General features: G+C 72.4%; 20 protein-coding genes and 2 pseudogenes. 16 read left to right on the plus strand and 6 right to left on the minus strand.

Features of this window, described 5'->3' with window-relative positions; genetic code table 11:
* Window positions 1-181 precede the first annotated feature (181 nt).
* Entirely contained in the window at window positions 182-1072 is an 891-nt protein-coding gene (locus tag AB5J54_RS31795) for a 2-hydroxy-3-oxopropionate reductase (protein ID WP_369147356.1), read from the minus strand.
* A gap of 44 nt (window positions 1073-1116) precedes the next feature.
* On the minus strand, window positions 1117-1950 hold the full coding sequence (locus AB5J54_RS31800) for a TIM barrel protein (protein WP_369147357.1): 834 nt from the start codon (window positions 1948-1950) through the stop codon (window positions 1117-1119).
* A 137-nt stretch (window positions 1951-2087) separates the two neighbouring features.
* Between AB5J54_RS31800 and AB5J54_RS31805 the strand changes: the two genes are divergently transcribed.
* From AB5J54_RS31805 to AB5J54_RS31845, 9 genes are all read left to right on the plus strand, one after another.
* Complete coding sequence (locus tag AB5J54_RS31805; RefSeq protein WP_078908558.1) at window positions 2088-2342, plus strand: hypothetical protein; 255 nt, start codon at window positions 2088-2090, stop codon at window positions 2340-2342.
* Between the two features lie 44 nt (window positions 2343-2386).
* The gene (locus AB5J54_RS31810) at window positions 2387-2725 is read left to right on the plus strand and encodes a helix-turn-helix domain-containing protein (protein ID WP_369149519.1); all 339 of its coding nucleotides are present in this window, start codon (window positions 2387-2389) and stop codon (window positions 2723-2725) included.
* Window positions 2726-2881: 156 nt separating this feature from the next.
* A complete protein-coding gene (gene uraD / locus AB5J54_RS31815) occupies window positions 2882-3415 on the plus strand; it encodes a 2-oxo-4-hydroxy-4-carboxy-5-ureidoimidazoline decarboxylase (protein ID WP_369147358.1) in 534 nt (177 codons plus the stop codon).
* Window positions 3412-3801, plus strand: a complete 390-nt coding sequence (gene uraH, locus AB5J54_RS31820) for a hydroxyisourate hydrolase (RefSeq protein ID WP_116158141.1) — start codon at window positions 3412-3414, stop codon at window positions 3799-3801. The genes uraD and uraH overlap by 4 nt, the downstream gene beginning before the upstream one ends.
* A gap of 5 nt (window positions 3802-3806) precedes the next feature.
* Window positions 3807-4730, plus strand: a complete 924-nt coding sequence (gene pucL, locus AB5J54_RS31825; protein ID WP_369147359.1) for a factor-independent urate hydroxylase — start codon at window positions 3807-3809, stop codon at window positions 4728-4730.
* 35 nt (window positions 4731-4765) lie between these two features.
* The gene (locus AB5J54_RS31830) at window positions 4766-6184 is read left to right on the plus strand and encodes a nucleobase:cation symporter-2 family protein (protein ID WP_369147360.1); all 1419 of its coding nucleotides are present in this window, start codon (window positions 4766-4768) and stop codon (window positions 6182-6184) included.
* A gap of 48 nt (window positions 6185-6232) precedes the next feature.
* The gene (locus AB5J54_RS31835; protein WP_369147361.1) at window positions 6233-7621 is read left to right on the plus strand and encodes an 8-oxoguanine deaminase; all 1389 of its coding nucleotides are present in this window, start codon (window positions 6233-6235) and stop codon (window positions 7619-7621) included.
* Between the two features lie 401 nt (window positions 7622-8022).
* Entirely contained in the window at window positions 8023-9372 is a 1350-nt protein-coding gene (locus AB5J54_RS31840; protein ID WP_369149521.1) for a nucleobase:cation symporter-2 family protein, read from the plus strand.
* A gap of 62 nt (window positions 9373-9434) precedes the next feature.
* On the plus strand, window positions 9435-10088 hold the full coding sequence (locus AB5J54_RS31845) for an aspartate/glutamate racemase family protein (RefSeq protein WP_369147362.1): 654 nt from the start codon (window positions 9435-9437) through the stop codon (window positions 10086-10088).
* A gap of 16 nt (window positions 10089-10104) precedes the next feature.
* Here the strand turns inward: AB5J54_RS31845 and AB5J54_RS31850 are convergent, their stop codons facing one another.
* Window positions 10105-10716 (minus strand): hypothetical protein, encoded by a 612-nt coding sequence (locus AB5J54_RS31850; protein WP_369147363.1) that lies wholly within the window; start codon window positions 10714-10716, stop codon window positions 10105-10107.
* A 131-nt stretch (window positions 10717-10847) separates the two neighbouring features.
* On the opposite strand from AB5J54_RS31850, the gene AB5J54_RS31855 reads away from it, so the two are divergent.
* The 4 genes and pseudogenes from AB5J54_RS31855 to AB5J54_RS31870 all read left to right on the plus strand — a co-directional run bounded on the left by AB5J54_RS31855 (window position 10848) and on the right by AB5J54_RS31870 (window position 14808).
* Window positions 10848-11804 (plus strand): fibronectin type III domain-containing protein, encoded by a 957-nt coding sequence (locus tag AB5J54_RS31855; RefSeq protein WP_369147364.1) that lies wholly within the window; start codon window positions 10848-10850, stop codon window positions 11802-11804.
* Between the two features lie 96 nt (window positions 11805-11900).
* A pseudogene (locus AB5J54_RS31860) lies at window positions 11901-12146 on the plus strand (hypothetical protein); the annotation flags it as partial.
* Between the two features lie 148 nt (window positions 12147-12294).
* Window positions 12295-12969: pseudogene (locus AB5J54_RS31865) on the plus strand (hypothetical protein); the annotation flags it as partial.
* A gap of 51 nt (window positions 12970-13020) precedes the next feature.
* Window positions 13021-14808 carry a hypothetical protein gene (locus AB5J54_RS31870; RefSeq protein ID WP_369147365.1) on the plus strand — a complete coding sequence of 596 codons (1788 nt, stop codon included), beginning with the start codon at window positions 13021-13023 and terminating at the stop codon, window positions 14806-14808.
* 4 nt (window positions 14809-14812) lie between these two features.
* Here AB5J54_RS31870 and AB5J54_RS31875 read toward each other — a convergent pair whose 3' ends face one another.
* The 3 genes from AB5J54_RS31875 to AB5J54_RS31885 form a co-directional block, all read right to left on the minus strand.
* Entirely contained in the window at window positions 14813-15958 is a 1146-nt protein-coding gene (locus AB5J54_RS31875; protein ID WP_369147366.1) for a GDSL-type esterase/lipase family protein, read from the minus strand.
* A 253-nt stretch (window positions 15959-16211) separates the two neighbouring features.
* Window positions 16212-17834, minus strand: a complete 1623-nt coding sequence (gene aceB / locus AB5J54_RS31880) for a malate synthase A (protein ID WP_369147367.1) — start codon at window positions 17832-17834, stop codon at window positions 16212-16214.
* A gap of 225 nt (window positions 17835-18059) precedes the next feature.
* A complete protein-coding gene (locus AB5J54_RS31885; RefSeq protein ID WP_369147368.1) occupies window positions 18060-18674 on the minus strand; it encodes an NTP transferase domain-containing protein in 615 nt (204 codons plus the stop codon).
* 195 nt (window positions 18675-18869) lie between these two features.
* On the opposite strand from AB5J54_RS31885, the gene AB5J54_RS31890 reads away from it, so the two are divergent.
* The 3 genes from AB5J54_RS31890 (at window position 18870) to AB5J54_RS31900 (ending at window position 23882) form a co-directional block, all read left to right on the plus strand.
* Window positions 18870-19187: a DUF5955 family protein gene (locus tag AB5J54_RS31890; RefSeq protein WP_369147370.1), complete on the plus strand. Its 318-nt coding sequence runs from the start codon at window positions 18870-18872 to the stop codon at window positions 19185-19187.
* Window positions 19188-19348: 161 nt separating this feature from the next.
* Window positions 19349-22027, plus strand: a complete 2679-nt coding sequence (locus AB5J54_RS31895; protein WP_369147371.1) for a LuxR C-terminal-related transcriptional regulator — start codon at window positions 19349-19351, stop codon at window positions 22025-22027.
* Window positions 22028-22184: 157 nt separating this feature from the next.
* On the plus strand, window positions 22185-23882 hold the full coding sequence (locus AB5J54_RS31900; RefSeq protein ID WP_369147372.1) for an MFS transporter: 1698 nt from the start codon (window positions 22185-22187) through the stop codon (window positions 23880-23882).
* The last annotated feature ends 72 nt before the right edge of the window (window positions 23883-23954 follow it).

The following is a 23954-nucleotide window of genomic DNA, read 5'->3' on the forward strand; positions in this document are numbered from 1 at the left end:
CTTCCGTACGGGAGCTCTGCTGACGGTCCGAGGAGCGTAAATTCGGCTCGAACAGCACGTCAACAGTTTGTTGAAAATGAAGTGTGGTGTTCCGGTCGGCGGCGACGCCTGGGCGCGACAGGACAGGTTGTCAGCGCCGCCGCCGACCGGAAATCAGGGGCCCCGGTGAAGGGGCGGAGGGTCAGACCTGCTGGCCGGAGAGGCGCTCGACGGCGCGCAGCAGGGCCGAGTGGTCCAGGCCGCCGTCACCCTGCGCGCGCAGCGAGGCGACGAGCTGGGCGACGACCGCGCCGACCGGGAGGGCCGCACCGACGTTGCGGGCGGCGTCGGTGACGATGCCCATGTCCTTGTGGTGCAGGTCGATCCGGAAGCCGGGCTTGAAGTCCCGGTTCAGGAAGTTGTCCTTCTTGCGGGTCAGCACGGTCGAGCCGGCCAGACCGCCGTTGAGGACGTCGAGGGCGGCCTGGAGGTTCACGCCGGACTTCTCGAGGAAGACGACGGCCTCGGCGCAGGCCTGGATGTTGACCGCGACGATCAGCTGGTTGGCGGCCTTCACCGTCTGGCCGGAGCCGTGCGGGCCACAGAGCACGATGGTCTTGCCGAGGGCCTCCAGGATCGGGAGGGCCTCGTCGAAGTCGGCCTGCTCGCCGCCGACCATGATCGAGAGGACGGCCTCGATGGCGCCGGCCTCGCCGCCGGAGACGGGGGCGTCGATGACGCGGATGCCCTTCTCCTTGGCGTTCTTGGCCAGGTCGACGGAGGTCTGCGGGGTGATCGAGGACATGTCCACGATCAGCGCGCCCTGCTTGGCGTTCTCCAGGATGCCCTCGGGGCCGTAGGAGATGGCCTCGACGTGCGGGGAGGCGGGCACCATCGTGATGATGACGTCGGCGTCCTTGACGGCCTCGGCGATCGAGCCCGCGGCGGTGCCGCCGGCCTTGGCCAGGCGGTCCAGCTTGTCCTGCTCCAGCGTGAAGCCGGTGACCGAGTAGCCGGCCTTCAGGAGGTTCTCGGACATGGGGGAGCCCATGATGCCGAGGCCGATCCAAGCGATCTTGGGGAGGTTGCTCATGAGGGTGCCTCTCAAAACAAGGTGGTACGGGGAGGGGGCCTGCGTCAGCGGGCGGGGCGAGCCTCGGCCGGCAGCCATTCGAAGGACGCGGCGGCGTCGGCGGCCTTGTACTCCAGGCCGACCCAGCCGTCGTAACCGGCCTTCTTCAGCTCGTCGAGGAGCTGCTCCAGGGGGAGCTCGCCGGTGCCCGGCGCGCCGCGGCCCGGCTTGTCGGCGATCTGCACGTGGCCGGTCTTGTCGGCGTACTGTGCGATGACCGCGCTGACGTCCTCGCCGTTCATGGCCAGGTGGTAGATGTCGAGCAGGAACTTCGCGTTCCCGAGGCCCGTGGCGGCGTTGACCTTGTCGACGATCTCGATCGCGGAGGGGGCGCTCACCAGCGGGTAGAGCGGCGACTCCGGCTTGTTGAGGGTCTCGACGAGGAGGATCGCGCCGATGCGGTCGGCCGCGCGGGCGGCCAGGACCAGGTTCTCCAGGGCGAGGGTGTCCTGGATCTGCGGGTCCACGCCGTCGACGCGGTTGCCGTAGAGCGCGTTGAGCGCCTTGCAGCCCACCGAGGCGGCGAAGTCGGCGGCGACCTCGATGTTGGCGCGGAAGCGGTCCGACTCCTCCCCGGGCACGGAGAGGGCTCCGCGGTCCGGGCCGGGGAGCTGGCCGGCGTAGAAGTTCAGGCCCACCAGCTGGGTGCCGGCGTCCTCAAGAGCCTTCTTGAGGGCGTCGAGCTCACTCTGCTCGGGGGTGGCGGTGTCGATCCAGGGCCACCACAGCTCGACCGCGGTGAAGCCCGCCGCGGCGGCGGCCGCGGGGCGCTCCAGGAGCGGGAGTTCCGTGAAGAGGATCGACAGGTTCACATCGAAGCGCTGGTCCGTGTATCCCATGAGGGGCGGCGCTCCTTCCGTATTGCGGAAGTAAGTTTCTGTCTGACGGAATGTTGCAAGGCGGGTGACGCACTTGTCAAGAGGTCCCCGCAGGTCCGGGGCTCCCGTAGGGCCGGGTGGGGCCGTAGCGTGGGGCCATGGAGCGTTTGAGAGTGGAGTTCACCACCGAGCCGTTCGACCTCGACGAGGCGCCGGCGCACGCGGTCGTGGCTCGCGAGGTCATCCAGTCGGCCGAGCTGGACGCGGTCGACGTCGGCCCCTTCGGCAACACGGCGGAAGGCGGCGCCGACGCGGTGCTCACCGCCGTCGACGCCCTGCTGCGCAAGTCGCTCGCGGCCGGCGCCACGCGCGTCTCGCTCCAGGTCAACGTGATCGGGGAGGGCGAGAAGTGAGCGAGCACCCCTTGGTCGCGGCGGTGAAGCCCCTGGTGGACGCCATGGGCGCCGAGCTCCTGGTCCCCGCGCAGGCGGAGGGCGACGACGTCGTCCTGTCCTGGGACGGCGAGGACGTGCTCGCCGTGCGTCTGCCGCAGCTCTCGGACTCCCTGGACCACATCCTCGCGGCGATGGAGCGGCGGCACGGGATGCCGCTGGCCGAACTGGACCGGAAGGCGAAGCAGGAGGTCGTCCGGATACTGGAGGCACGGGGTGCCTTCTCCGTGCGCCATGGAGTGGAGACGGTGGCGGGCGCGCTCGGTGTCAGCCGCTTCACCGTGTACAACTACCTGAACAGGGAGACCGCCCTGAACAGGGAAAAGGCCGCCAAGAGCGAGTAGTTGATCATGTTCGGGCCGTAAGCCGTCGTCCAGATGTCGGGACGACGGCTTTTGTATGGCCGAGTTTTCAACAAAGTGTTGACGTTGTGTTGCGGAGGGCGTTAGCTATCCGCAGCCCGTCCGACGCACAGCGAAAAACAGCCACGGAGGCTTCCCGTGACTTCAGGTACGACACCGGGCCTCACCCGGTTCAACACCTCCTCGGACAGCGAGGCCGTCGCCGCGCTCCACGAGGTGTGTTCCAGTTCGGCGTGGGGGAGCAAGGTCCTCGCCCAGCGCCCGTACTCCACCGCCGAAGCCCTCTTCCTCGCCAGCGACGCCGCCATGGCCGAGCTGACCACCGAGGACCTGGCCGAGGCGATGGCGGGGCACCCGCCGATCGGTCGTCCGAAGGCAGGGGACCCGACCTCCTCCCGCGAACAGAGCGGGATGGCCGGCGCCTCCGCGGAGCTCAAGGCCGAGATGCTCGAACTCAACCTGGCCTACCAGGACAAGTTCGGTCATGTCTTCCTCATCTGCGCCACCGGCAGGACCGGCGAGCAGATGCGCGACGCGGTCCGGGACCGGATCGGCAACTCGCCCGAACAGGAGCGGGAGATCGTCCGCACCGAACTGGGCAAGATCAACCGCATCCGGCTGACCCGTCTCGTAGAGACCCCCGAGACCCCCGAGGAAGAGAGCTCCCGATGAGCACCGACACCACCGCCTCGGTGTCCACACACATCCTGGACACCAGCATCGGCCGTCCGGCCGAGGGCGTGGCCATCACGCTCGCGGCCCGCAGCGGCTCCGACGCGGAGTGGGTCACGCTCGGCGGCTCCGCCACCGACGCGGACGGGCGCTGCAAGGACCTGCCGGCGCTGCCGGAAGAAACCACCCACGTACGTCTCGACTTCGAGACCGAGACGTACTTCGCCAAGAAGCAAGCCGAGGCGCAGCAGGACGCCCCCCGCGTAAGGGACAGCGGTGCGTTCTTCCCGGAGGTGGCGATCACGTTCGCCGTCAAGCCGGGCGAGCACTACCACGTACCGCTGCTGCTCAACCCGTTCGGCTACTCCGTTTACCGAGGGAGCTAGCAGACATGCCCACGATTCTCGGCCAGAACCAGTACGGCAAAGCAGAGAACCGCGTCGTCAAGATCACGCGGGACGGCGCCACCCACCACATCAAGGACCTGAACGTCTCCGTCGCCCTCTCCGGCGACCTCGACGACGTCCACCTCACCGGCTCGAACGCCCACTGCCTCCCCACCGACACGACGAAGAACACCGTCTTCGCGTTCGCCAAGGAGTACGGCATCGAGTCCGCCGAGCAGTTCGGCATCCACCTCGCCCGCCACTTCGTGACGAGCCAGGAGCCGATCAAGAAGGCGCGCATCCGGATCGAGGAGTACGCGTGGGAGCGCATCGCCTCCTCCGACGCCAACTCCAAGTTCATCGGGTCCGACGAGGTCAACCACTCCTTCGCCCGCAAGGGCCAGGAGACCCGCGTCTCGCAGATCACCTACGACGGCGAGAAGTGGGAGGTCATCTCCGGCCTCAAGGACCTCGTCGTCATGAACTCCACCAACTCGGAGTTCTGGGGCTACATCAAGGACCAGTACACGACGCTCCAGGAGGCGTACGACCGCATCCTGGCCACCCAGGTGTCCGGTCGCTGGCGGTTCAACTGGACCGACGACGACCAGCGCATGCCCAACTGGGAGCGGTCCTACGAGCAGACCAGGAAGCACATGCTCGAGGCCTTCTCGGAGACGTACTCGTACTCCCTCCAGCAGACGCTGTACCAGATGGCCACGCGCATCATCAACCACCGCTCGGAGATCGACGAAGTCCGCTTCTCGCTCCCGAACAAGCACCACTTCCTGGTGGACCTCGAGCCCTTCGGCCTGAAGAACGACAACGAGGTCTACTACGCCGCCGACCGCATGTACGGCCTCATCGAGGCCACCGTCCTCCGCGACGGAGCCACGGCGCAGATCCCGGTCGACATGACCAACCTCTAAGCGGCATCCGCGTCACCGGACCGGAGGGAACAACAATGGCTCAGCCTGCAAAGGGGCCGGCAAACGCCGAAGGCCCGTGTTCCACCCCTCCGTCCACCACCGCCTCGGCAGCGGCCGAGTGCCACCCGGTGGACGAAAAGCTCCCCGCCTCGCGGCTCGTCCCCGCGGCACTCCAGCACATCGCCGCCATGTACGCCGGCGTCGTCACCCCTCCGCTGATCATCGGCCAGGCCGTCGGCCTGGACGCCGCAGGAATGACCCGGCTCATCGCGGCCAGCCTGCTCATCGCCGGCTGCGCGACCATCCTGCAGACCCTCGGCCTCGGACGCTTCGCCGGCAACCGGCTCCCGTTCGTCAACGCCGCCTCGTCCGCCGGCATCGCCCCGATGCTCGCCATCGCCGAGACCAGCGCCCCCGGGCACCAGCTCCCCGCCATCTACGGCGCGGTGATGGTCGCCGGAGTCTTCTGCCTCGCCGTCGGACCCTTCTTCGGCAGGCTCCTGCGCTTCTTCCCGCCGCTCGTCACCGGCGTCGTGATCACCCTCATCGGGGTCACCCTGATGCCCGTCCCCGTCGGCTGGGCCCAGGGCGGCGACAAGACCGCCGCCGACTTCGGCGCCATGAAGTACCTGGCACTCGCCGGCTTCACCCTCGTCGTCATCCTGCTCTTCCAGCGCTTCGGCAAGGGCTTCGTCAAGCAGATCGCCCTGCTGCTCGGTCTGCTCATCGGCACCCTCGCCGCGATCCCGTTCGGGATGGCCGACTTCAGCGCCCTGCGCGAAGCGCCCGTCGCGGCCCTGCCCGCCCCCTTCGCCTTCGGCGCCCCCGAGTTCCAGCCCGCCGCGATCCTCTCCCTGTGCATCGTGATGCTGGTCCTGATGACCGAGTCCAGCGCCGGCATGCTCGCCCTCGGCGAGATCTGCGAGCGCCGCAGCGACGGGAAGACCATCACCCGGGGCCTGCGCACCGACGGCATCGCCACCCTGCTCGGCCCCGTCTTCGGCGGCTTCCCGACCTCCGCCTTCGCGCAGAACGTCGGCGTCGTCTCGCTGACCCGGGTCCGCTCCCGGTACGTGGTCGCCGTCGCCGGCGGCGCCCTGCTCGTCCTCGGCGCCTTCCCGGTCCTCGGCGCGGTCGTCTCCATGGTCCCGATGCCCGTCCTCGGCGGCGCCGGCATCGTCCTCTTCGGTTCGATCGCGGTCAGCGGCATCCGTACCCTCTCCGAGGCCGGACTCGACGACAGCTCCAACATCATCCTGGTGGCCGTCGCGCTCGGAGCGGGCATCATCCCGCTCGCCGCGCCCACCTTCTACGCGGACTTCCCGGCCTGGGCGCAGACCGTGCTCGGCTCCGGCATCAGCGCCGGTGCGCTCGTCGCGGTCCTGCTCAACCTGTTCTTCCACCATCTCGGCACCCGGAGCCGTCACGCGGCTCCGGCACTCAAATCCTCCTAGGGTCCTGCCGTGCCCACACCACCCCCGAGGAATGAAGGAAGCACCGCCATGGCAGCACCTTCGGCAGCCCAGCGCATCGTCATCGAGAACGCGGCGATCGCGACCGTCGACGCGAACGACACCGAGTACGCCTCCGGCTACATCGTCGTCGCCGACAACAAGATCGAGTCCCTCGGTGCCGGCAAGGCGCCCGAGGGCCTGGAGAACGTGGTCCGCCGGATCGACGCCACCGGTCATCTGGTGACGCCCGGTCTGGTCAACACCCACCACCACTTCTACCAGTGGATCACCCGAGGTCTGGCCACCGACCACAACCTCTTCAACTGGCTGGTCGCGCTCTACCCGACGTGGTCGCGGATCGACGAGTCGATGGTCCGCGTCGCCGCGCAGGGCTCCCTGGCGATGATGGCCCGCGGCGGTGTCACCACGGCCATGGACCACCACTACGTCTACCCGCAGGGGTCCGGCGACCTCTCCGGCGCCATCATCGGCGCGGCCGCCGACATGGGCGTCCGCTTCACCCTGGCCCGCGGCTCCATGGACCGCAGCGAGAAGGACGGCGGCCTGCCGCCGGACTTCGCCGTCGAGACCACCGAGGGCGCGCTCGCCGCGACCGAGGAGACGGTGCGGAAGTACCACGACGCCTCCTTCGACGCGATGACCCAGGTCGCCGTCGCCCCCTGTTCGCCCTTCTCCATCTCCACCGAGCTGCTCCGCGAGGGCGCCGCGCTCGGCCGCCGGCTCGGCGTGCGCATGCACACCCACGGCTCGGAGACCGTGGAGGAGGAGAAGTTCTGCCACGAGCTCTTCGGCATGGGCCCCACGGACTACTTCGAGTCCACCGGCTTCCTCGGCGAGGACGTGTGGATGGCGCACTGCGTCCACATGAACGACTCCGACATCGAGGCCTTCGCCCGCACCAAGACCGGTGTCGCGCACTGCCCGTCCTCCAACGCGCGCCTCGCCGCCGGCATCGCCCGCGTACCGGACATGCTCAAGGCGGGCGTCCCCGTCGGCCTCGGCGTCGACGGCACCGCCTCCAACGAGTCCGGCGAGCTCCACACCGAGCTGCGCAACGCGCTCCTCATCAACCGCCTCGGCGCCCACCGCGAGGCCGCGCTCAACGCCCGCCAGGCCCTCCGCCTCGGCACCTACGGCGGCGCCCAGGTCCTCGGCCGCGCCGACAACATCGGCTCGCTGGAGGCCGGCAAGCTCGCCGACTTCGTCCTCTGGAAGATCGACGGCCTCGGCCACTCCTCGATCGCCGACCCGGTCACCGCCATCGTCTTCGGCGCGGCGGCCCCGGTCACCGCCTCCTTCGTCAACGGCAAGCAGATCGTCGAGAACAACCGACTCCTGTTCGCCGACGAGGAGCAGATCGCGCGTGACGCGCGCGCGGAGGCGCAGCGCCTGGCCCGTATCACGGCCCAGGGCTGACCCTCCCCATGGAGTCCGACCGAGGGGGACGGCCCTCGGTCGCTCGCCGCGGACCCGAGCGGGGTCCGCGGCAGCCCGACCGGGTGGTGCCGTACGCAGAAGACGTACGGCACCACCCGGGACGGTGAACCCCGCCCGCACCCCCACACCGGGCACCCGTCCCCGCGCCGCACCCCCTCCGCGCGCCCCGCTCCACCCTCTTCACCCCGCATCGAGCCGCACCTCCTGCACTTCGCACCGCATCGCACCACCTCCCTGAACCCCTCGTCGCCGCCGACGTGTAACCGACCGGAGGAACCGCCGTGGCCGCCAAGCCCCAGGTTCGCAATGCACCAGACGCAGGCCCCGCCCCCGAAGACCGCGAGAAGCATCCGGTCGACGAGACGCTGCCCCCACTCAAAATGCTCACCAGCGGCCTCCAGCACGTCGCCGCCATGTACGCGGGCGTCGTCGCCCCGCCCCTGATCGTCGGAGCGGCCGTCGGCCTCTCCGGTACCGAACTGACGTTCCTCACCGGTGCGAGCCTCTTCACCGCGGGACTCGCCACCTTCCTGCAGACGCTCGGCATCTGGAAGATCGGCGCCAAGCTGCCGTTCGTCAACGGCGTCACCTTCGCCGGTGTCGCGCCGATGCTGGCGATCGTCGACACCACCGAGAACAAGGCCGACGCGCTCCCCGTGATCTTCGGCGCGATCATCGTCGCCGGACTCCTCGGCTTCGCCGCCGCCCCCTTCTTCTCCCGGCTCGTGCGGTTCTTCCCGCCGGTCGTCACCGGCACCGTGATCACCCTCATCGGTGTCTCCCTCCTCCCGGTCGCCTTCGGCTGGGCCCAGGGGCCCAATCCCAAGGCCGCGGACTACGGTTCGACCACATACCTCTCGCTCGCCGGCATCACGCTCGTCGTGGTCCTGCTGCTCCGCCGCTTCACCCGCGGCTTCCTCAAGCAGGTCGCCGTCCTGGTCGGTCTCGTCCTCGGTACGCTCATCGCCATACCCTTCGGCGTCACCGACTTCAGCCCGGTGCAGGAGGCCGACATCGTCGGCTTCCCGACCCCGTTCCACTTCGGCGCCCCGCAGTTCGCCCTCGCCGCGATCATCTCCATGTGCGTGGTCATGCTGGTCTCCATGACCGAGTCGACCGCCGACATGCTGGCGCTCGGCGAGATCGTCGAGCGGCCGGCCGACGAGAAGACCATCGCGGCCGGACTGCGCGCCGACACCCTCGGCTCCGCCCTCAGCCCGCTCTTCAACGGCTTCATGTGCAGCGCCTTCGCGCAGAACATCGGCCTGGTCGCCATGACCCGGATCCGCAGCCGCTTCGTCGTCGCCTGCGGCGGTGGCTTCCTGGTCCTGATGGGCCTCTCGCCGGTCGCCGCCTCGCTCATCTCGGTCGTGCCCCGGCCGGTCCTCGGCGGCGCCGGTGTGGTCCTCTTCGGCTCGGTCGCCGCCAGCGGCATCCAGACCCTGGTCAAGGCCGGCCTGGAGAAGGACAACAACGTGCTGATCGTGGCCGTCTCGCTGGCCGTCGGCATCATCCCGATCACCAAGCCGGACTTCTACCACGCCTTCCCGGAGACCGCCCAGATCATCCTGGACTCCGGCATCTCCACCGGCTGCGTCGCCGCCGTCCTGCTCAACGTGGTCTTCAACCACCTGGGCCGGGGCCGCGACGACGACGAGGTCACCGCGCCCATGGAGCCGGGCGAGGAGATCTCCGGCAGCGCCACCGCGAAGGCGGCGCACGCCCACTGAACCCGCTCCTCGTCCCACCGCCCGCCCCGGTCCCCGCGCACGCCGCGGGGCCCGGGGCCGTCGTGCTGATCAACCCCAACACCTCCGCCGCCACGACCGCGATGATGACCGCCATCGCCCGCCGCACCCTGGGGCCCGCCCTCCCCGTCCGGGGCGTGACCGTCGCCCGGGGCCCGCACATGCTCACCGACCCGGAGGCCCTGCGGGCCGCCGCCCCCGAAGTCCTCGCCGCCGGCCTCCGCGCCACCGCCGAGGGCGACTGCGCCGCCCTCCTCGTCGCCGCCTTCGGCGACCCGGGCCTGGCCGAGCTGCGCGCGGCGACGGCAGGGACCGGCATCCCGGTGGTCGGCCTCGGCGAGGCGGCGCTCCAGTCGGCGGCCGCCGACGGAACCCCCTTCGGCATCGCCACCACCACCCCGCTCCTCGGCGACGCCATCCACACCCGCGTGACCGCCCTCGGCCTCGCCGACCGGTACACCGGGCTCCGGCTCACCGCCGGGACCCCCGAACGGCTCTCCGCCGACCCGGAACTCCTCCTCGACCGCCTGGAGCGAGCCGTCCGCGCCTGCGCCGAACGCGACGGCGCCCGCGCGGTCGTCATCGGCGGCGGCCCGCTCGGCGAGGCGGCCGAAGAGCTCCGCGCCCGCTGCGCGGTCCGGGTCGTCGCCCCGATCCCGGCGGCCTGCCGGGCGATCGCCCGGCTGCTGGCGGGCTGACAGCGGCCGACGGCGCTCACCCCTCCACCGCGATCCGCCGGCGGCACTCCTGGGCCAGCGGGGGATAGGCGGCGGCGATCGCCTCGTACAACCGCCGCCTCAGCAGCCGCTCGGCCTCGCCCCGGCCGGTCTCCCCGTACAGCCCGTCGAGCAGCGACTCGTACCGCGCGAGGGCGTGCCGCAGATAGCTCACCTGCCAGCGCACCAACGCCCCGGCGGGCGCGGGCGTGTTCTCGGGCGGTGCCGCCTCCCGCCGCGGCCCGGGACTTCGGGCCCCCAGCAGGTGCCGGTGCCGGACCGCCCGCCGCTCCAGCTCCGGCCGGGGCAGCCGGGGCACCTCGATCGGCTCCGCGCGGATCGCGGTCAGGACGGCGGCCCGCCGCCGCTCGGCATGGACCCCGGCGGCCGAGCCCCGGGACCGGCAGAGCGCGGCCGTCTCGGTGAACTCGGGCGTCCGCTCCACCGTCTCCACCCGGGCCAGGAGATAGAGCCGCACGGGCGCGAGGGACCAGCGGCGCGGGTCACGCCCCTGCACGTCGGGCGTGCCCAGCAGATCCCGCACCATCGCGTCGGTCCAGCCGCGCCGGCGCACCCCGGCGAGCGTCACATAGGTCGTACGGTCCGTCATGATTCCCCCTCGTTCGACTACGGAGCGTGACGATTCCAGTGAAGCGCACCCCACTGACAACGACCCCTTGCCGAGTCGGCGCCGGCTGTGCGATATAGGTCTGGACCTTTTCGACGGACGGAGGCCGGCCCGTGCAACGCCCGCTCGCCGCAAGCCTGTTGACCGCGCTCACGCTCGCCCTCACCGCCTGCTCCGGCGCCGCCGCCGCGCCGGAGGACACCCGGGCGCCCACCGCCCCCACCGGAGTCACCGCCACCGCGGGCAGCGCGAGCACCGTCCACGTCATGTGGAGCGCGGCCACCGACGACCGCGCCGTCACCGGATACTCCGTCTACCGCGAGGACCACAAGGTCAAGGACCTCCCCGCCACCACCCTGATGACCGACGTCATCGGCCTCACCCCCGCCACCCGCCACCGCTTCACCGTCCGCGCCCGCGACGCCGCCGGCAACGTCTCACCCGCCAGCGCCACCGTCACCGCCACGACCCTGCCCACCACCACCGAGGACCGCACACCCCCCACCGCCCCGGCCGCCCTCCGCGTCACCGCCGACGGCGGCCGCGCCGCCACCCTCCGCTGGACCCCCGCCCGCGACGACGCCCGCGTCACCGCGTACGACGTCTACCAGGCCGACACCCGCGTCCACACCGTCCCCGGCACCGCCACCACCGCCCACCTCACCGGCCTGCGCCCCGGCACCGCCTACGCGTTCACCGTCCGCGCCCGCGACGCCGCCGAGAACTCCTCCCCGGACAGCAACCCGGCCGACCTCACCACCGCGCCCGCCCCGGGCGCCCCGCCGAACACCGCCCCGAGCGACCTCACGGCCACGGCCGGCCAGGGCGAGATCACCGTCACCTGGACCCCGCCGAAGACGGGCGCCCCCGTCACCCACCACGAACTCCACCTCAACGGCCGCTTCGCCACCACCATCGTCTGGGGCACCACCCCGCCCCCGGGCCGAGCCACCTACACCTTCCCGGTCCAGGACCCCCCGGGCACCCGCTACACCCTCACCCTCCGCGCCAGGCTCCCGGACGGCACCTGGGGCGACTTCTCGGCACCGAGGACGGTGGTCGTGCGCTGAACTCCCCTCTTCCTGGCCGAAATCGCACCCTTTCGCCGGACGTGACGGCCCCTCACCCTGCGACCAGGGGATGCGACGGGCCGCTGGGGGGCGCCGATGTCCGAGCCGATCTACGTACCCGCCCTGCCGGCACGGCCCAGCGCGCTCGCCGCGTACGACCGCCTGACGCCGGACGTACGCACGCGCGTGGCGCCGCTCTGGACGGTCCCGCCCCGCGTCGGCGGCGAGCGGAACCCCGCCCGTCCGTCGACCCGCCCCCGTGACCCCGACCCCGCCGCACTGGGCCGCCACACGCGGCACCTCCTGGCTCTCATCGCGCGGGTCCAGCGCGACCGGCCCGCCTGGGTCGACGCCCGCCACGTGGAGCGCGAGCCGGGATTCCCCGGCTTCGGTACGGCCGGGCCCCCGCTGAGGCCCGTCACCGGCATCGAGCGCGACACCACCCAGCAGGTGGCCTGCGCGGAAGCGGCCCGCCCGCACCGGCCGTACCGGCCTCGGCATCCGGGTGCGCCCGAACAGGCCCGAGCGGACGGCGGAAGCGCTCTGCGTTCTCCTCGGACGGATCGCCTTCGCCCACTGCCCGGTCGACCTCCTCCTCGACCTGGGAGCCGTCGACGAGGACCGGGGCGCGGACCACACCGCGCTCCACGCCCTGAACCTCCTCGGCTCCCTGCACCCCTGGCGCACCGTCGTGCTCCTGGCCGGCGCGTTCCCCCGAACCCGCCCCGACGCGCGGGGAGCGCCCCTGGCCGAGACGTACCAGGCGGACCGCTTCCTCCCCGGCCCGCTCCGCCTCGGCCGCGGTCCCGCTCCGCGTCCCGTTCCCGGCGACTACGGAGCGCACGACACCGCCAGCGCCGACCGGGTCTCCGACACCGGGGACGACCCCTTCCGCGGGGCCCTGCGCTACACGGCCGAACACAGCTTCCTCATCGGCGAGGTCCCCGCCGAGCCGGCCCACCACCTCACGGTCCGCGCCCTCGCCCGCGAGATCGTCGCCTCCCCGCACTTCAGGGGCGCCGAGTACAGCGAGGGAGACCGCTGGCTCAAGGCCTGCGCGGACGGCAGGGGCCTGCCCGGCACCGGCCATCCCGACCTCTGGATCTGGGCCGGCCATGTGCAGCACCTGACCCACATGGCCCGCGAACTGCGGCGACACTCCTGACCGGTCGTCGCATCCCGCCGGAACCGCCTCCCCCGAACTACCCTGGAAAGCGTGGCCGGGACCGTTCTCACCAACACCGGGCTCGACAGCTTCCTCGACGGAGCGCCCGAGCGTCGTGACCCCGCGTTCGCGCGGGCCGCCGAAGCGGTCCTGGGGCTGCTCGCGCTGCGCGGCGCCGACCGCGCGACCGGTGTGCCCGAGCCGACGCCGGGTCTCGTGCGGCAGCTCCTGGTCGAGGACCTGCCCACCTTCGTGTACGCGCCGCCCGGCGAGCTCGCCGCCTACCCGGCCGTCCTCGGCGCCCTCGCCGCACGGTTCGACGGCGGGCGGCGCGAGCGCATCGCCGTGGTCGTCGCCGAATCCGCGCCCGACTTCGAGCGCGCCATGAACGACCCCGGCAACCTCACCTGGCACCGCTGGTACGCCTCCCTCCTGCGGACCGTCGGCGCCGACCTCAAAGACCCCGAGGACGTCCGCCGCCGGCTCGCCGCCCTCGACGGCGCACCGCTCCCCGACGGCGTGCGCCGCGCCCACCTCATGGGGCGGACGGCTCTCGCCGACGTCCTGCTCTCCGAGGCGCTCACCCGCGCGTACGTGCGGGACGCCGAGGCGCCCCCCGCCGCCGGGCCGCTGCTCACCGACCACGCCGTCGCGACCGGCATCGGGCAGCTCGCCGCCGCGCTCCAGGACCGCTGGACCGCCGCCGGTCTCGCCGAACAGCTCGCCGGCCCGTACGCCCGCTTCGCACCCGGACCCGAGGCCTTCCCGCACCTCGTCCTCGCCGACGCCCTCCTCGACGAGCACCTCGACTACTACGGGGACCCGGCCGCCCCCGTACCCCCGCCGCCCGCGATCGAGGCCGGGCCCGTCGAGGAGGACGCCGACGCCCTGATCGCCGCGGTCGAGGAGCTCGCGGAGGAGGAGTTCGAGCCGTACGGCGGCGAGGCTCCGCACCTGCTGTACGCGGTGTACCAGCGCGGCTGCTCCGCCGATTCCGTCGCCCGCAAGGCCGCCGAGTACGAGGACTGGTCCGTCGACCCGGCCCTGGAGGACCTGCCGGTGGCGGTCCCGGACGCGGCACCCGACGCGTACACGACCCCGCCCGTGCCGGAGCTCGTACGGCTCCTCGGCACGGCCGAGCTGAACGAGGCCGACCGCGCCCGGCTCGAAGGACCGGCCCGCGACCTTGCCGCCGTCCTGGACCGCCTGGCCGCGACCGGCCTGGTCTTCCGCGCCGGCGACGCCTTCGGGCTCACCCCGCGCGGCGCCGGCGTCGTGCGCTATCTGCTCGGAGTGCGCGGGGTCGCCGCGCCCGACGCCGCCGAGGCCGCGGCCTGGTCCGCGCAGGACGTGGTCGCCGCCGCCGGCGGTTGGTCCGCGTCCGTCGCCGCGCGCGTGCTCGCGGACTGGCTCCACGCGCGCGCGGACACCGCCGACGCCTGGTCGCAGCTGCTCGCCGCCCTCGGCACCGTCCACGCCGGGACCGCCGAGGCGGCCGCCACCCGACGTCTCTTCGCCGCCCTGGACGCGACCGGCGCACCGCCCGATGCCCTGCGCGGCGCCCTCCGCGACCCGGTCATCGGCGCCTACGCCCTCGACGTCCTGCGGGACAGGGGCGAGGAGGCGGACCCGATCCAGGTGCGGACCTCGGCCCGGGCGCTGCACGTCCTCGACGCGCTGCCCGCCAAGAAGGGACCCCTGGAGTCCCGCCGTGCCGCCTTCGACGCGGCGGCGGCCGCCTGGCCCGGCGGTTCCGCCGCCCTGGTCCGCGCGATGGCTGCGGCGGACCGTCACGAGACCGAGCGGGTCCTCAACCCGCTCGGCATCGCCCTGCCGTGAGCTCCTACCCGGCCGTGAGGTACATCCCCGACGGCCCGGCCCCGGCCGTGTTCCTGCAGCTCTGGTTCCCGGTCGGGCGGGCGTAGATCAGCGCCAGGCAGCGTCCGAAGCCCTGCTGACCGTAGGCGTTGGGGTGCATCGACTCCTGGACGAGGCCCTGGGTGCTCTGGCTGTCGATCCAGCGCGCCCACTCGCTCGTCGTCGCCGACGGCGGCACGGTCGCCGTCACCTGCTTGCTGGCCTTCGCGCAGACCTCGCGGCCCTGGAGCGCGTCCCGCAGGTCCAGGAACTGCACGCCCTTGGCGGTGGCGACGCCCTTGAGACGGTCGGCGATCTGGGGGACGAGGGAGTCACGGGCCCAGTCGGAGTCGGCGTTCCAGAAGGGGCAGCCGCCGGTGTTCGTACGGGTCCAGCCGCTCTCGGCGTACCGGTTCTCGGCGGCGCGCGGGATGGGGGAGGGGTAGGACTGGAGCACGATCCGGTAGTCGGAGGCGGCGTATCCGGCGGCGGTCATGACCGCGCGGATCTCGTCGACGGACCGGCCGACGTCGGCCATCACGCCGTCGATCTTCGCGTCGACCTCGGCCTGCTGGTCGTCGTGGCAGTACGAGTACCAGACGATGTAGTCGGTCGCGCAGGTGGAGATGATGTCGGCGAAGCCGAGGTCGTTGCCGCCGATGGACAGGGCGATCAGCTTGACGTCGTTGGCGGCGGCGACGGCCGCCAGCTGGTCGGCCTGGGGCGCCTCGCCCTTGTAGACCTGGCCGCCCTGGGAAGCGCGGAAGACATTCTTCGTGGTCGCCCCGGAGCAGGCGAGGTTGATGAGGGAGCTCGCGATCGGACCGGCGCTCTTCACCTCGGACGTGTCCGAGCGGTGGCAGCCGCCGGCGGTGGTGCCGTACACCCGGGACGGGTCGTAGGTGCTGCCGGTCCAGGCGCGGTCGGTGCCGTTGCGGCTGCCGGAGTTGGTGAGGCTGTTGCCCTGCCAGCGGCCGGCCTCTCCGGAGATGTAGCTGTCGCCCATGGCGACGACGGCGGTGGGGCCCGTGCCGGGGGCGGCCTGGGCGGAGGGGACGGCGACGGAGGCGAGCCCGGCGGCGGTACACAGTGCCAGGAGTGCGCGCAGCGCACGGTGGGGGGTTGAAGGCATGGCTGTGCTCCTGCGGTATGCGGTGACGCAGTGACGTGGGGGACAGCCGCCGGCCGGTGGCATGGCGGAATCTCGCACGGCGTGACTTGTTACCGCTAGGTAGCTGCATATCTCGGTTCCGTCACGTCACCTGTGCGATCACAGGAACGGTGACAGAGCCCCGCCCCCGGTGCTGTGCGACACCGGGGGCGGGGCCCTGTTCAGGTTGCTGTCGGCGGCTGTGCGGGCAGCCGAGTCAGCCGTACGGACCGAGTCAGCCGACCAGCTGCTCGTACGCGGGAAGCGTCAGGAAGTCGGCGTAGTCCGCGTCGAGGGAGACGTGCAGGAGCAGGTCGTGGGCCTGCTGCCACTTGCCGGCCGTGAAGGCCTCGTCGCCGATCTCGGCGCGGATCGCGGCGAGCTCCTCGGCGGCGACCTTGCGGGCGAGCTCGGGAGTGGCCTTCTCGCCGTTCTCGAAGACGACGCCCGCGTTGATCCACTGCCAGATCTGGGAGCGGGAGATCTCGGCGGTGGCCGCGTCCTCCATCAGGTTGAAGATGGCGACGGCGCCGAGGCCGCGCAGCCAGGCCTCGATGTAGCGGGTGCCGACCTGGACGGCGTTGCGCAGGCCGTCGTACGTGGGCTTGGCGTCGAGCGAGTCGATGGCGATGAGGTCGCCGGGCGCGACGGAGACGTCCTCGCGGAGGCGGTCCTTCTGGTTCGGCTTCTCGCCGAGGACGGCGTCGAAGGAGGCCATCGCGATCGGGACCAGGTCGGGGTGGGCGACCCAGGAGCCGTCGAAGCCGTCGCCGGCCTCGCGGTCCTTGTCGGCCTTGACCTTCTCGAAGGCGACCTTGTTGACGTCGGCGTCCTTGCGGGACGGGATGAAGGCCGCCATGCCGCCGATGGCGTGCGCGCCGCGCTTGTGGCAGGTGCGGACGAGGAGTTCGGTGTACGCGCGCATGAACGGGGCGGTCATCGTGACCGCGTTGCGGTCCGGGAGGACGAACTTGGCCCCGCCGTCACGGAAGTTCTTGACGATGGAGAACAGGTAGTCCCAGCGGCCGGCGTTCAGGCCGGCGGCGTGGTCGCGGAGCTCGTAGAGGATCTCCTCCATCTCGTACGCGGCCGTGATGGTCTCGATGAGGACCGTGGCGCGGACGGTGCCCTGCGGGATGCCGACGTAGTCCTGGGCGAAGACGAAGATGTCGTTCCAGAGGCGGGCCTCCAGGTGCGACTCCGTCTTCGGGAGGTAGAAGTACGGGCCCTTGCCGAGGTCGATCAGACGCTGGGCGTTGTGGAAGAAGTAGAGACCGAAGTCGACGAGCGCGCCGGGCACGGGGCGTCCGTCGAAGGTGAGGTGACGCTCCTCCAGGTGCCAGCCGCGCGGCCGCATGACGACGCTGGCGAGCTGGTCGGCCGGCTTCAGGGCGTACGACTTGCCCGACCTCGGGTCCGTGAAGTCGATCTTCCGGGTGTACGCGTCGATCAGGTTGACCTGGCCGAGGACGACGTTCTCCCAGGTCGGCGCCGAGGCGTCCTCGAAGTCGGCGAGCCAGACCTTCGCGCCGGAGTTGAGCGCGTTGATCGTCATCTTGCGGTCGGTCGGGCCGGTGATCTCGACGCGGCGGTCGTTCAGGGCCGCCGGGGCCGGCGCGACCTTCCAGGAGTCGTCGGCGCGGATCGCGGCGGTCTCCGGAAGGAAGTCCAGGGTGGACGTACGGGCGATCTCGGCGCGGCGCTCCGCCCGGCGGGCGAGGAGCTCGTCCCGGCGCGGGGTGAACCGCCGGTGCAGTTCGGCGACGAAGGCCAGGGCGGCCTCGGTGAGCACCTCCTCCTGACGCGGGAGGGGCTCGGCATCGACGACGGCCAGGGGGGACGGCGCTGGTGCGGACATGAACTGTCACTTCCTTCAGCGGACTTCACGGGCGTGCCAGGCGGCCGCCGGGCGTCAGGGGACGGCACGGAGTGCCGCAGGCGCCGAGATACGGCCGCGAGCGCCCTCTGAACTAGCAGGGGCTTCTGAACAGTGGATACTAGTTTCCTCATGGTGGAAGTTCAATGGTTTGTTGATGTCGAGATTCTCCGGATCGACAGAACATGGCGCTCGGTGCCAGCCCGTTCACTCCAGGTGGGTCAGGTCCGCCTCCGTGTCGATGTCATAGGGCTCGGCCACATCCGAACAGTCCACCGGGGTGATCGCATCCCGGTGCGCCGCCAGATAGTCCCGCGCGCCCCGGTCGCCCACCGCCGTCTCCGCGATGCCCGCCCAGTGCCCGGCGCCGAACAGCACGGGATGACCGCGCTCCCCGTCGTACGAGGCCGCCGCCAGCGAATCCCGTGAGCCGTACGCCGCCCGGACCCGGGCCACGGCCTCCGCCCCGATCCCCGGCTGATCGACCAGGAGCACGAGCGCCGCGTCCACACCCCGCGGATCGGCGGCCAGCGACACGAGCCCGGCCCGCAGCGAGGACCCCATCCCCTCCGCCCACTCCGGGTTGTCCACCAGCACGCACCCGGACAGCTCGGCCCGCTCCCGCACGGTCCCGGCCGCCGCCCCCAGCACCACGTGCACCACCTCGCAACCGGCCGCGCGCAGCACCCCCACGGCATGCTCGACCAGCGGCCGCCCCCGGTGCGGGAGCAAGGCCTTGGGCCGCCCCCCGAGCCGCCGCCCGCCCCCGGCGGCGAGCAGCAGTCCGGCGACGACAGGGGTTCGATCTTCTGCGGTTGTCATGAGGACTGCATACCTCATCGGGCGGAATCACACGGTCGCCTGAATTCCGTCCACCAAGGGTGGCGCGGTGGGGTGGCGAAGGAGTTAACTGGCCCGCGGCTCACGGCGCCCGGCCGTTGTCCGGGGGAGCGGCTCGGGGTGCCCGGAGTGTTCGTCGTACGGAGTTCTGCGCACAGTGTCGTGTGGGGGAGAACCATGTTGCGAAGCGTGGGGCAGAGGCGAGTGACCGGCGAGGGCGTGGACCCCAGGGTGGTCGAACTGCGGTCCGCCGTGTCCCGGCTCCGGCGGGAACTGGCCGCGCACCGCGTCGAGTTCGCCGACCGCGGGATCGCCGAGGACGAGCTCGCCGCGCTTGACGCCATGGCGCTCAGCGGCGACCCCGAGGTGCGGCGGCTGCGCCGCTCGCTGCTGCTCGTCGCGGGCTCCGTGGGCTCCGTCAGCGCCCTCGCCGAGGGCCTCGCCGGGGTCCGGCGCGCGGTCGAGCTCTTCGGGCCCCCGCAGCCCGGGCAGTAGACCGGCGATCTCGCTCCGGGTCTTCCCCGGAGGCCCCTCCGAGGCGGGCCCTTCGGGTACCCGGGAGGGGTTTGCTCGGCTCTGTGCGATGGCCGAACCATGGAGAAGGCTTCCATCCTGAAGGGAGGTCCCGCCCCGGCGGGCCCGACCGGAAGGTGGTGGTGGACGTGGAGGCCACGGGTGACGCGTTGCCGCGGGGAGCCCCGGTTCCCGACGGTGCCGACCCGCTGGGAGACCCGTACCTGCGGACACGCTTCGCCCTGCCGAACCGCCCCGGCACGTTCCTGCGCCGTGACCGGCTGGTCGAGCACCTCGGGCAGGCCCTGCTGACCCCGCTGACCGTGGTCAACGGCAGTGCCGGGGCCGGAAAGACCCTCCTGGTCGCCGACTGGGCCGCGAACCTGGGACGGCCGGTCGCCTGGCTCGCGCTCGACGCGGCGGTCGAGGGGCCGGGGGTGTTCTGGGCCCATCTGCTCCAGTCCCTGAACGCCGGCGGGGTACCGGCACCCACCGCCGTCGGCTTCCCCACCGACGCGAAGCGGGTGCCTCACACGCTCCTGAGCCGACTCGCCTGGGGACTCGCCGGGCGCGACCGGCCCGTCACCGTGGTGATCGACGAGTTCGAGCGGATGACCGACCCCGAGGTCGGACGGCAGCTGGAGTTCGTCCTGCGGCACGCGAGACCGGGGCTGCGCCTCGTCCTCGTCAGCCGTACCGAGCCCCTCCTCCCGCTCCACCGCTACCGTCTCGCCGGTGAGATGACCGAGATCCGGGACGCCGAGCTGGCCTTCACCACCGAGGAGGCGGTCGATCTCCTGGAGCTGCACGGGCTGTCCCTGGCCGTTCCGGTGGCCCGGGCGCTGGTGGAGCGCACCCGGGGATGGGCGGCCGGCCTCCGGCTGAGCGCCCTGGCCGCACGGTCGACCCCGGATCCCGAGCTCTACCTGAAGGAGTTCCAGGCCGGGCGGGGCACCATCGCCGACTTCCTGCTGGCCGAGGTACTGGAACGGCAGACACCGGAGACACAGGACCTGCTGCTGCGGGTCAGCGTGCTCGACCGCTTCTGCCCCGACCTCGCGGACGAGCTGACCCGGCGGCGTGACGCCGCGACGATCCTGGCCGCGCTGCACCGCGCCAACGCCTTCGTCGAGGACTTCGGGCAGGGCTGGTACCGGCTCCACCCGTTGTTCCGCGAGATCCTCCGGGCCCATCTGCGGGAACGCGCCCCCGGCCTCGAGCCGGAGCTGCACCGGCGCGCCGCGCACTGGCTGCGGCGCTCCGGCGAGCTCCCCGAGATGCTGGCGCACGGCGCCGCCGCCCAGGACTGGACGTACATGGCCCGGGCCCTGGTCGAGGACCTGGCGATCGGACAGCTCTTCACCGGCCTCGGCTCCGGGGAGCCGGCGGACTGGTTCGCCGGGATGGAGGGAGAGGCGCCCGACCCGTCCCTGAACCTCGTCCGCGCCGCGTGTGAGCTGTCCCGCCGGGATCTCGACGGCGGCCTGGCGCACCTGCGCCACGCGGCGGAACAGCTGGCGGCCGAAGGCGGCGGGTCCCCGGCGGCCCGGCTGAGCCTCGCCCTGCTCGAGGCGCTGGCCGGGCGGCTGGTCGGCTCGGCGGACCGGGCCGAGCGCGCCGCCCGGTCGGCGCGGCGGCTGATGCCGCAGATGCCCTCCCGGCTGCTGGACGCGCACCCGGAACTCGCCGCCCTCCTGCTGACCCACGTGGGCTCCGCGCGGCTGTGGGCCGGACACCTCGACGAGGCCAGGGCCGCCCTCACGGCGGTGACCCGGGGTCCCCGTACGGCCTCCACGGTCCTCCCGCGGATGGAGGCGCTGGAACACCTGGCGCTCCTCGACCACCTCGACGGCCGGCCGAGCGCGGCGGAACGCAAGGTCTTCGCCATGACGGCCGAGGCCGAGCGGTACGGCCTGGCCCAGCCGTCGGGTTCCGGGCTCGGACAGCTGGTGCTCGCCGAGGTCGCCCTCGACCGGGACGAGGTGGACCGCGCCGAGGCCCTCCTCGCCCGGATGCCCGATCAGCGGCCGAAGGACCCGGTGACGGCGGCCGTCAGGCGGGCCGTGACGGCCGGCGTGCTCCTGGCCCGGGGCCGTACGCGGGAGGCGCCGGCCGTCGCGGCCCGGCCCGTCCCCGCCGCCGAGGCATCGCCCTGGGCGCAGGGGCGTGCCGCCCTGGTCGCCTCGGACGCCCATCTGGCCCAGGGCCGCCCGGACGCGGCCGTCGAAGTCCTCCGGCAGGTCGCCGGCGACCTGCCGCTGTGCACCGTCGGCGCGGCGCGGGCCCACCTCGCCGCAGGCGATCCCGGCACGGCCCTCCGTCTGCTCGACGGCCTCGCGGCCCACGGGAGCGCCGGCCCGGGGGTGACCGTACCGGCCGCGCTGGTACGGGCACAGGCGGCGGCACTGGAGGGGGACACCGCCACCGCCCGCAGGATGCTCGCCCAGGCTCTCGCCGAGGGCCGCCGCGAGGAGCTCAGACGCGCCTTCCGGACCGCCGGACCCTGGATCGCTCCCTTCCTCGCCGAGCCCACGCTGCGGGCGCCCGCAGCGGGATGGCTCGTACCCGAATCCGAGCCGTACGACGGGACGGAGCGGGGCGGACCCGGATCCGGGCCGGGCGCGCCGGTGGAGCAGCTCAGCGGACGGGAGCGCGAGGTCCTGGAGCGGCTCGCCCGGGCGATGTCGACCGAGGACATCGCCGCCGACCTGTACGTGTCCGTGAACACGGTGAAGACCCACCTCAAGAGCGCCTACCGGAAGCTGTCCGTGCACCGGCGCAACGACGCCGTGCGCCGCGCCCGGGAGCTGGGGCTGCTGTGACCGGACGCCGGGCGGCGGAGGGCGCACCGGTCCCGCCGCCCTCCCTCACCCGTGCCGGGTGAGGCGGCCGGCGACCGTTTCGGATGTGATGGCGGCGAGGGTGGGCTGAACACTTCCGCTGCCGCTGACACCGGCGGCCAGGCCCGAGGCGGCGACCGTGAAGAAGTGGCGCGCTCTGATCGTGCTGGGGACGGCCCAGTTCCTGATGGTGCTGGACACCTCCGTCATGAACGTCTCCATCAGCCAGCTGGTCGAGGACTTCGACACCGAGGTGACCGCCATCCAGGCCGTCATCACCCTGTACTCCCTGGTCATGGCGGCGTTCATGATCATCGGCGGCCGGATCGGGGACATCCTCGGCCGCCGCCGTGTGTTCCTGATCGGCATGGCGGTCTACGGCGTCGGCTCGGCCCTGACCGCCGTCTCGCCCACGCTGTGGGTGCTGGCCCTGGGCTGGTCCGTCATCGAGGGGCTCGGCGCCGCCCTGGTGCTGCCGTCCATGGCGGCCCTCGTCGCCGAGTCCTACCGGGGCCGCGACCGCTCCGTCGCGTACGGCGTCATCGGAGGCCTGGCCGGTGCCGGCATCGCGGTCGGCCCGCTGCTCGGCGGCTGGGTGACGACGTACCTCACCTGGCGCCTGGTCTTCGCGGGCGAGGTCGTGGTGGTGCTGGCCGTGCTGCTCCTGCGGCGGGCGGTCCCGGAGACGCCCCGGCCGAGCCGGCGTCCCGGTCTGGACGTCGTCGGTGCCGCGCTGTCGGCCCTCGGTCTGGGCCTCGGCGTGCTCGGCGTGCTGCAGAGCAGCACCTGGGGATGGCTGCAGCCGCGCAACCCGCCCTTCACCGTCTTCGGCTTCGCCCCCACGCTGTTCGTGATCGGGGCCGGGGTGGTGGTCCTGTTCCTCTTCCGGGTCTGGGAGGAGAGGCGGGAGGCCGGCGGTGCCGATCCCCTGGTCCACCTCGCGTTGTTCCACCGGCCCACCCTGCGCTCGGGCCTGATGACCCTGTTGAGCCAGAACCTCATCCTGCTGGGGCTGTTCTTCACCATCCCGCTCTATCTGCAGGTGGTGCAGGGGCTCGACGCCTTCGAGACGGGACTGCGGCTGCTGCCGGTCTCCGTCACCATGCTCGCGGCCTCCCTGGGCGCGGCGAAGCTCGGACGCAGGCTGGGACCGAAGCGGATCGTACGGATGGCCCTGGTGCTGCTCCTCGCCGCCATCGCCTGGCTCCTCGCCACCATCGACCCGGTCATCGACGACGGCCAGTTCTTCGCGGCCATGGCGCTCCTCGGCCTGGGCATGGGGCTGCTGGCCTCGCAGCTCGGCAACGTCGTCCAGTCCAGCGTCGGGGAGCGGGAGCGCAGCGAGGTCGGCGGCCTGCAGTTCACCGCCCAGAACCTGGGGTCCGCGCTGGGCACGGCCCTCATCGGCTCCCTGCTGATCGGGGCCCTGGCCCAGGCCTTCACCACCCAGGTGGAGGACGACCCGAGGCTTTCGGACGAGGCGCGCCTGCAGACGAGCGTCGCCCTGGAGGCCGGGATCAGCTTCGTCCCCACCGACCAGGTCCGCGCGGCGGCGGAGGACGCGGGACTTCCGCCCCAGGAGGTGGACGCCGTCACCGACTCGTACGCCTCGGCCCAGCTGGCCGGCCTCAAGGCGGCCATCCTCGCCACCGGGGGCATCACCCTGGCCAGCTTCCTGGTGACGCGCGGCCTCCCCGGCGCGGGCGGGGTCACAGGCGCGGACGGGGCCACGGGCGCCGGTGGGGACACCGGAGCGGTGGACGGGGCCACGGGTGCGAGCCGCCGCCGGGACACCGAGGGTCCCACGCCGGCGGAGCCCGGCTCCGAGGGCTCCTGAGTCACCCGCGCAGGGTGAGGCGGCCGGGGGCACGAAGACGGACCATCGCATCAGGACCGGCCTGTGACAGCC

Origin of the sequence: Streptomyces sp. R44, assembly GCF_041053105.1 — a bacterium.
Classification (GTDB): domain Bacteria; phylum Actinomycetota; class Actinomycetes; order Streptomycetales; family Streptomycetaceae; genus Streptomyces.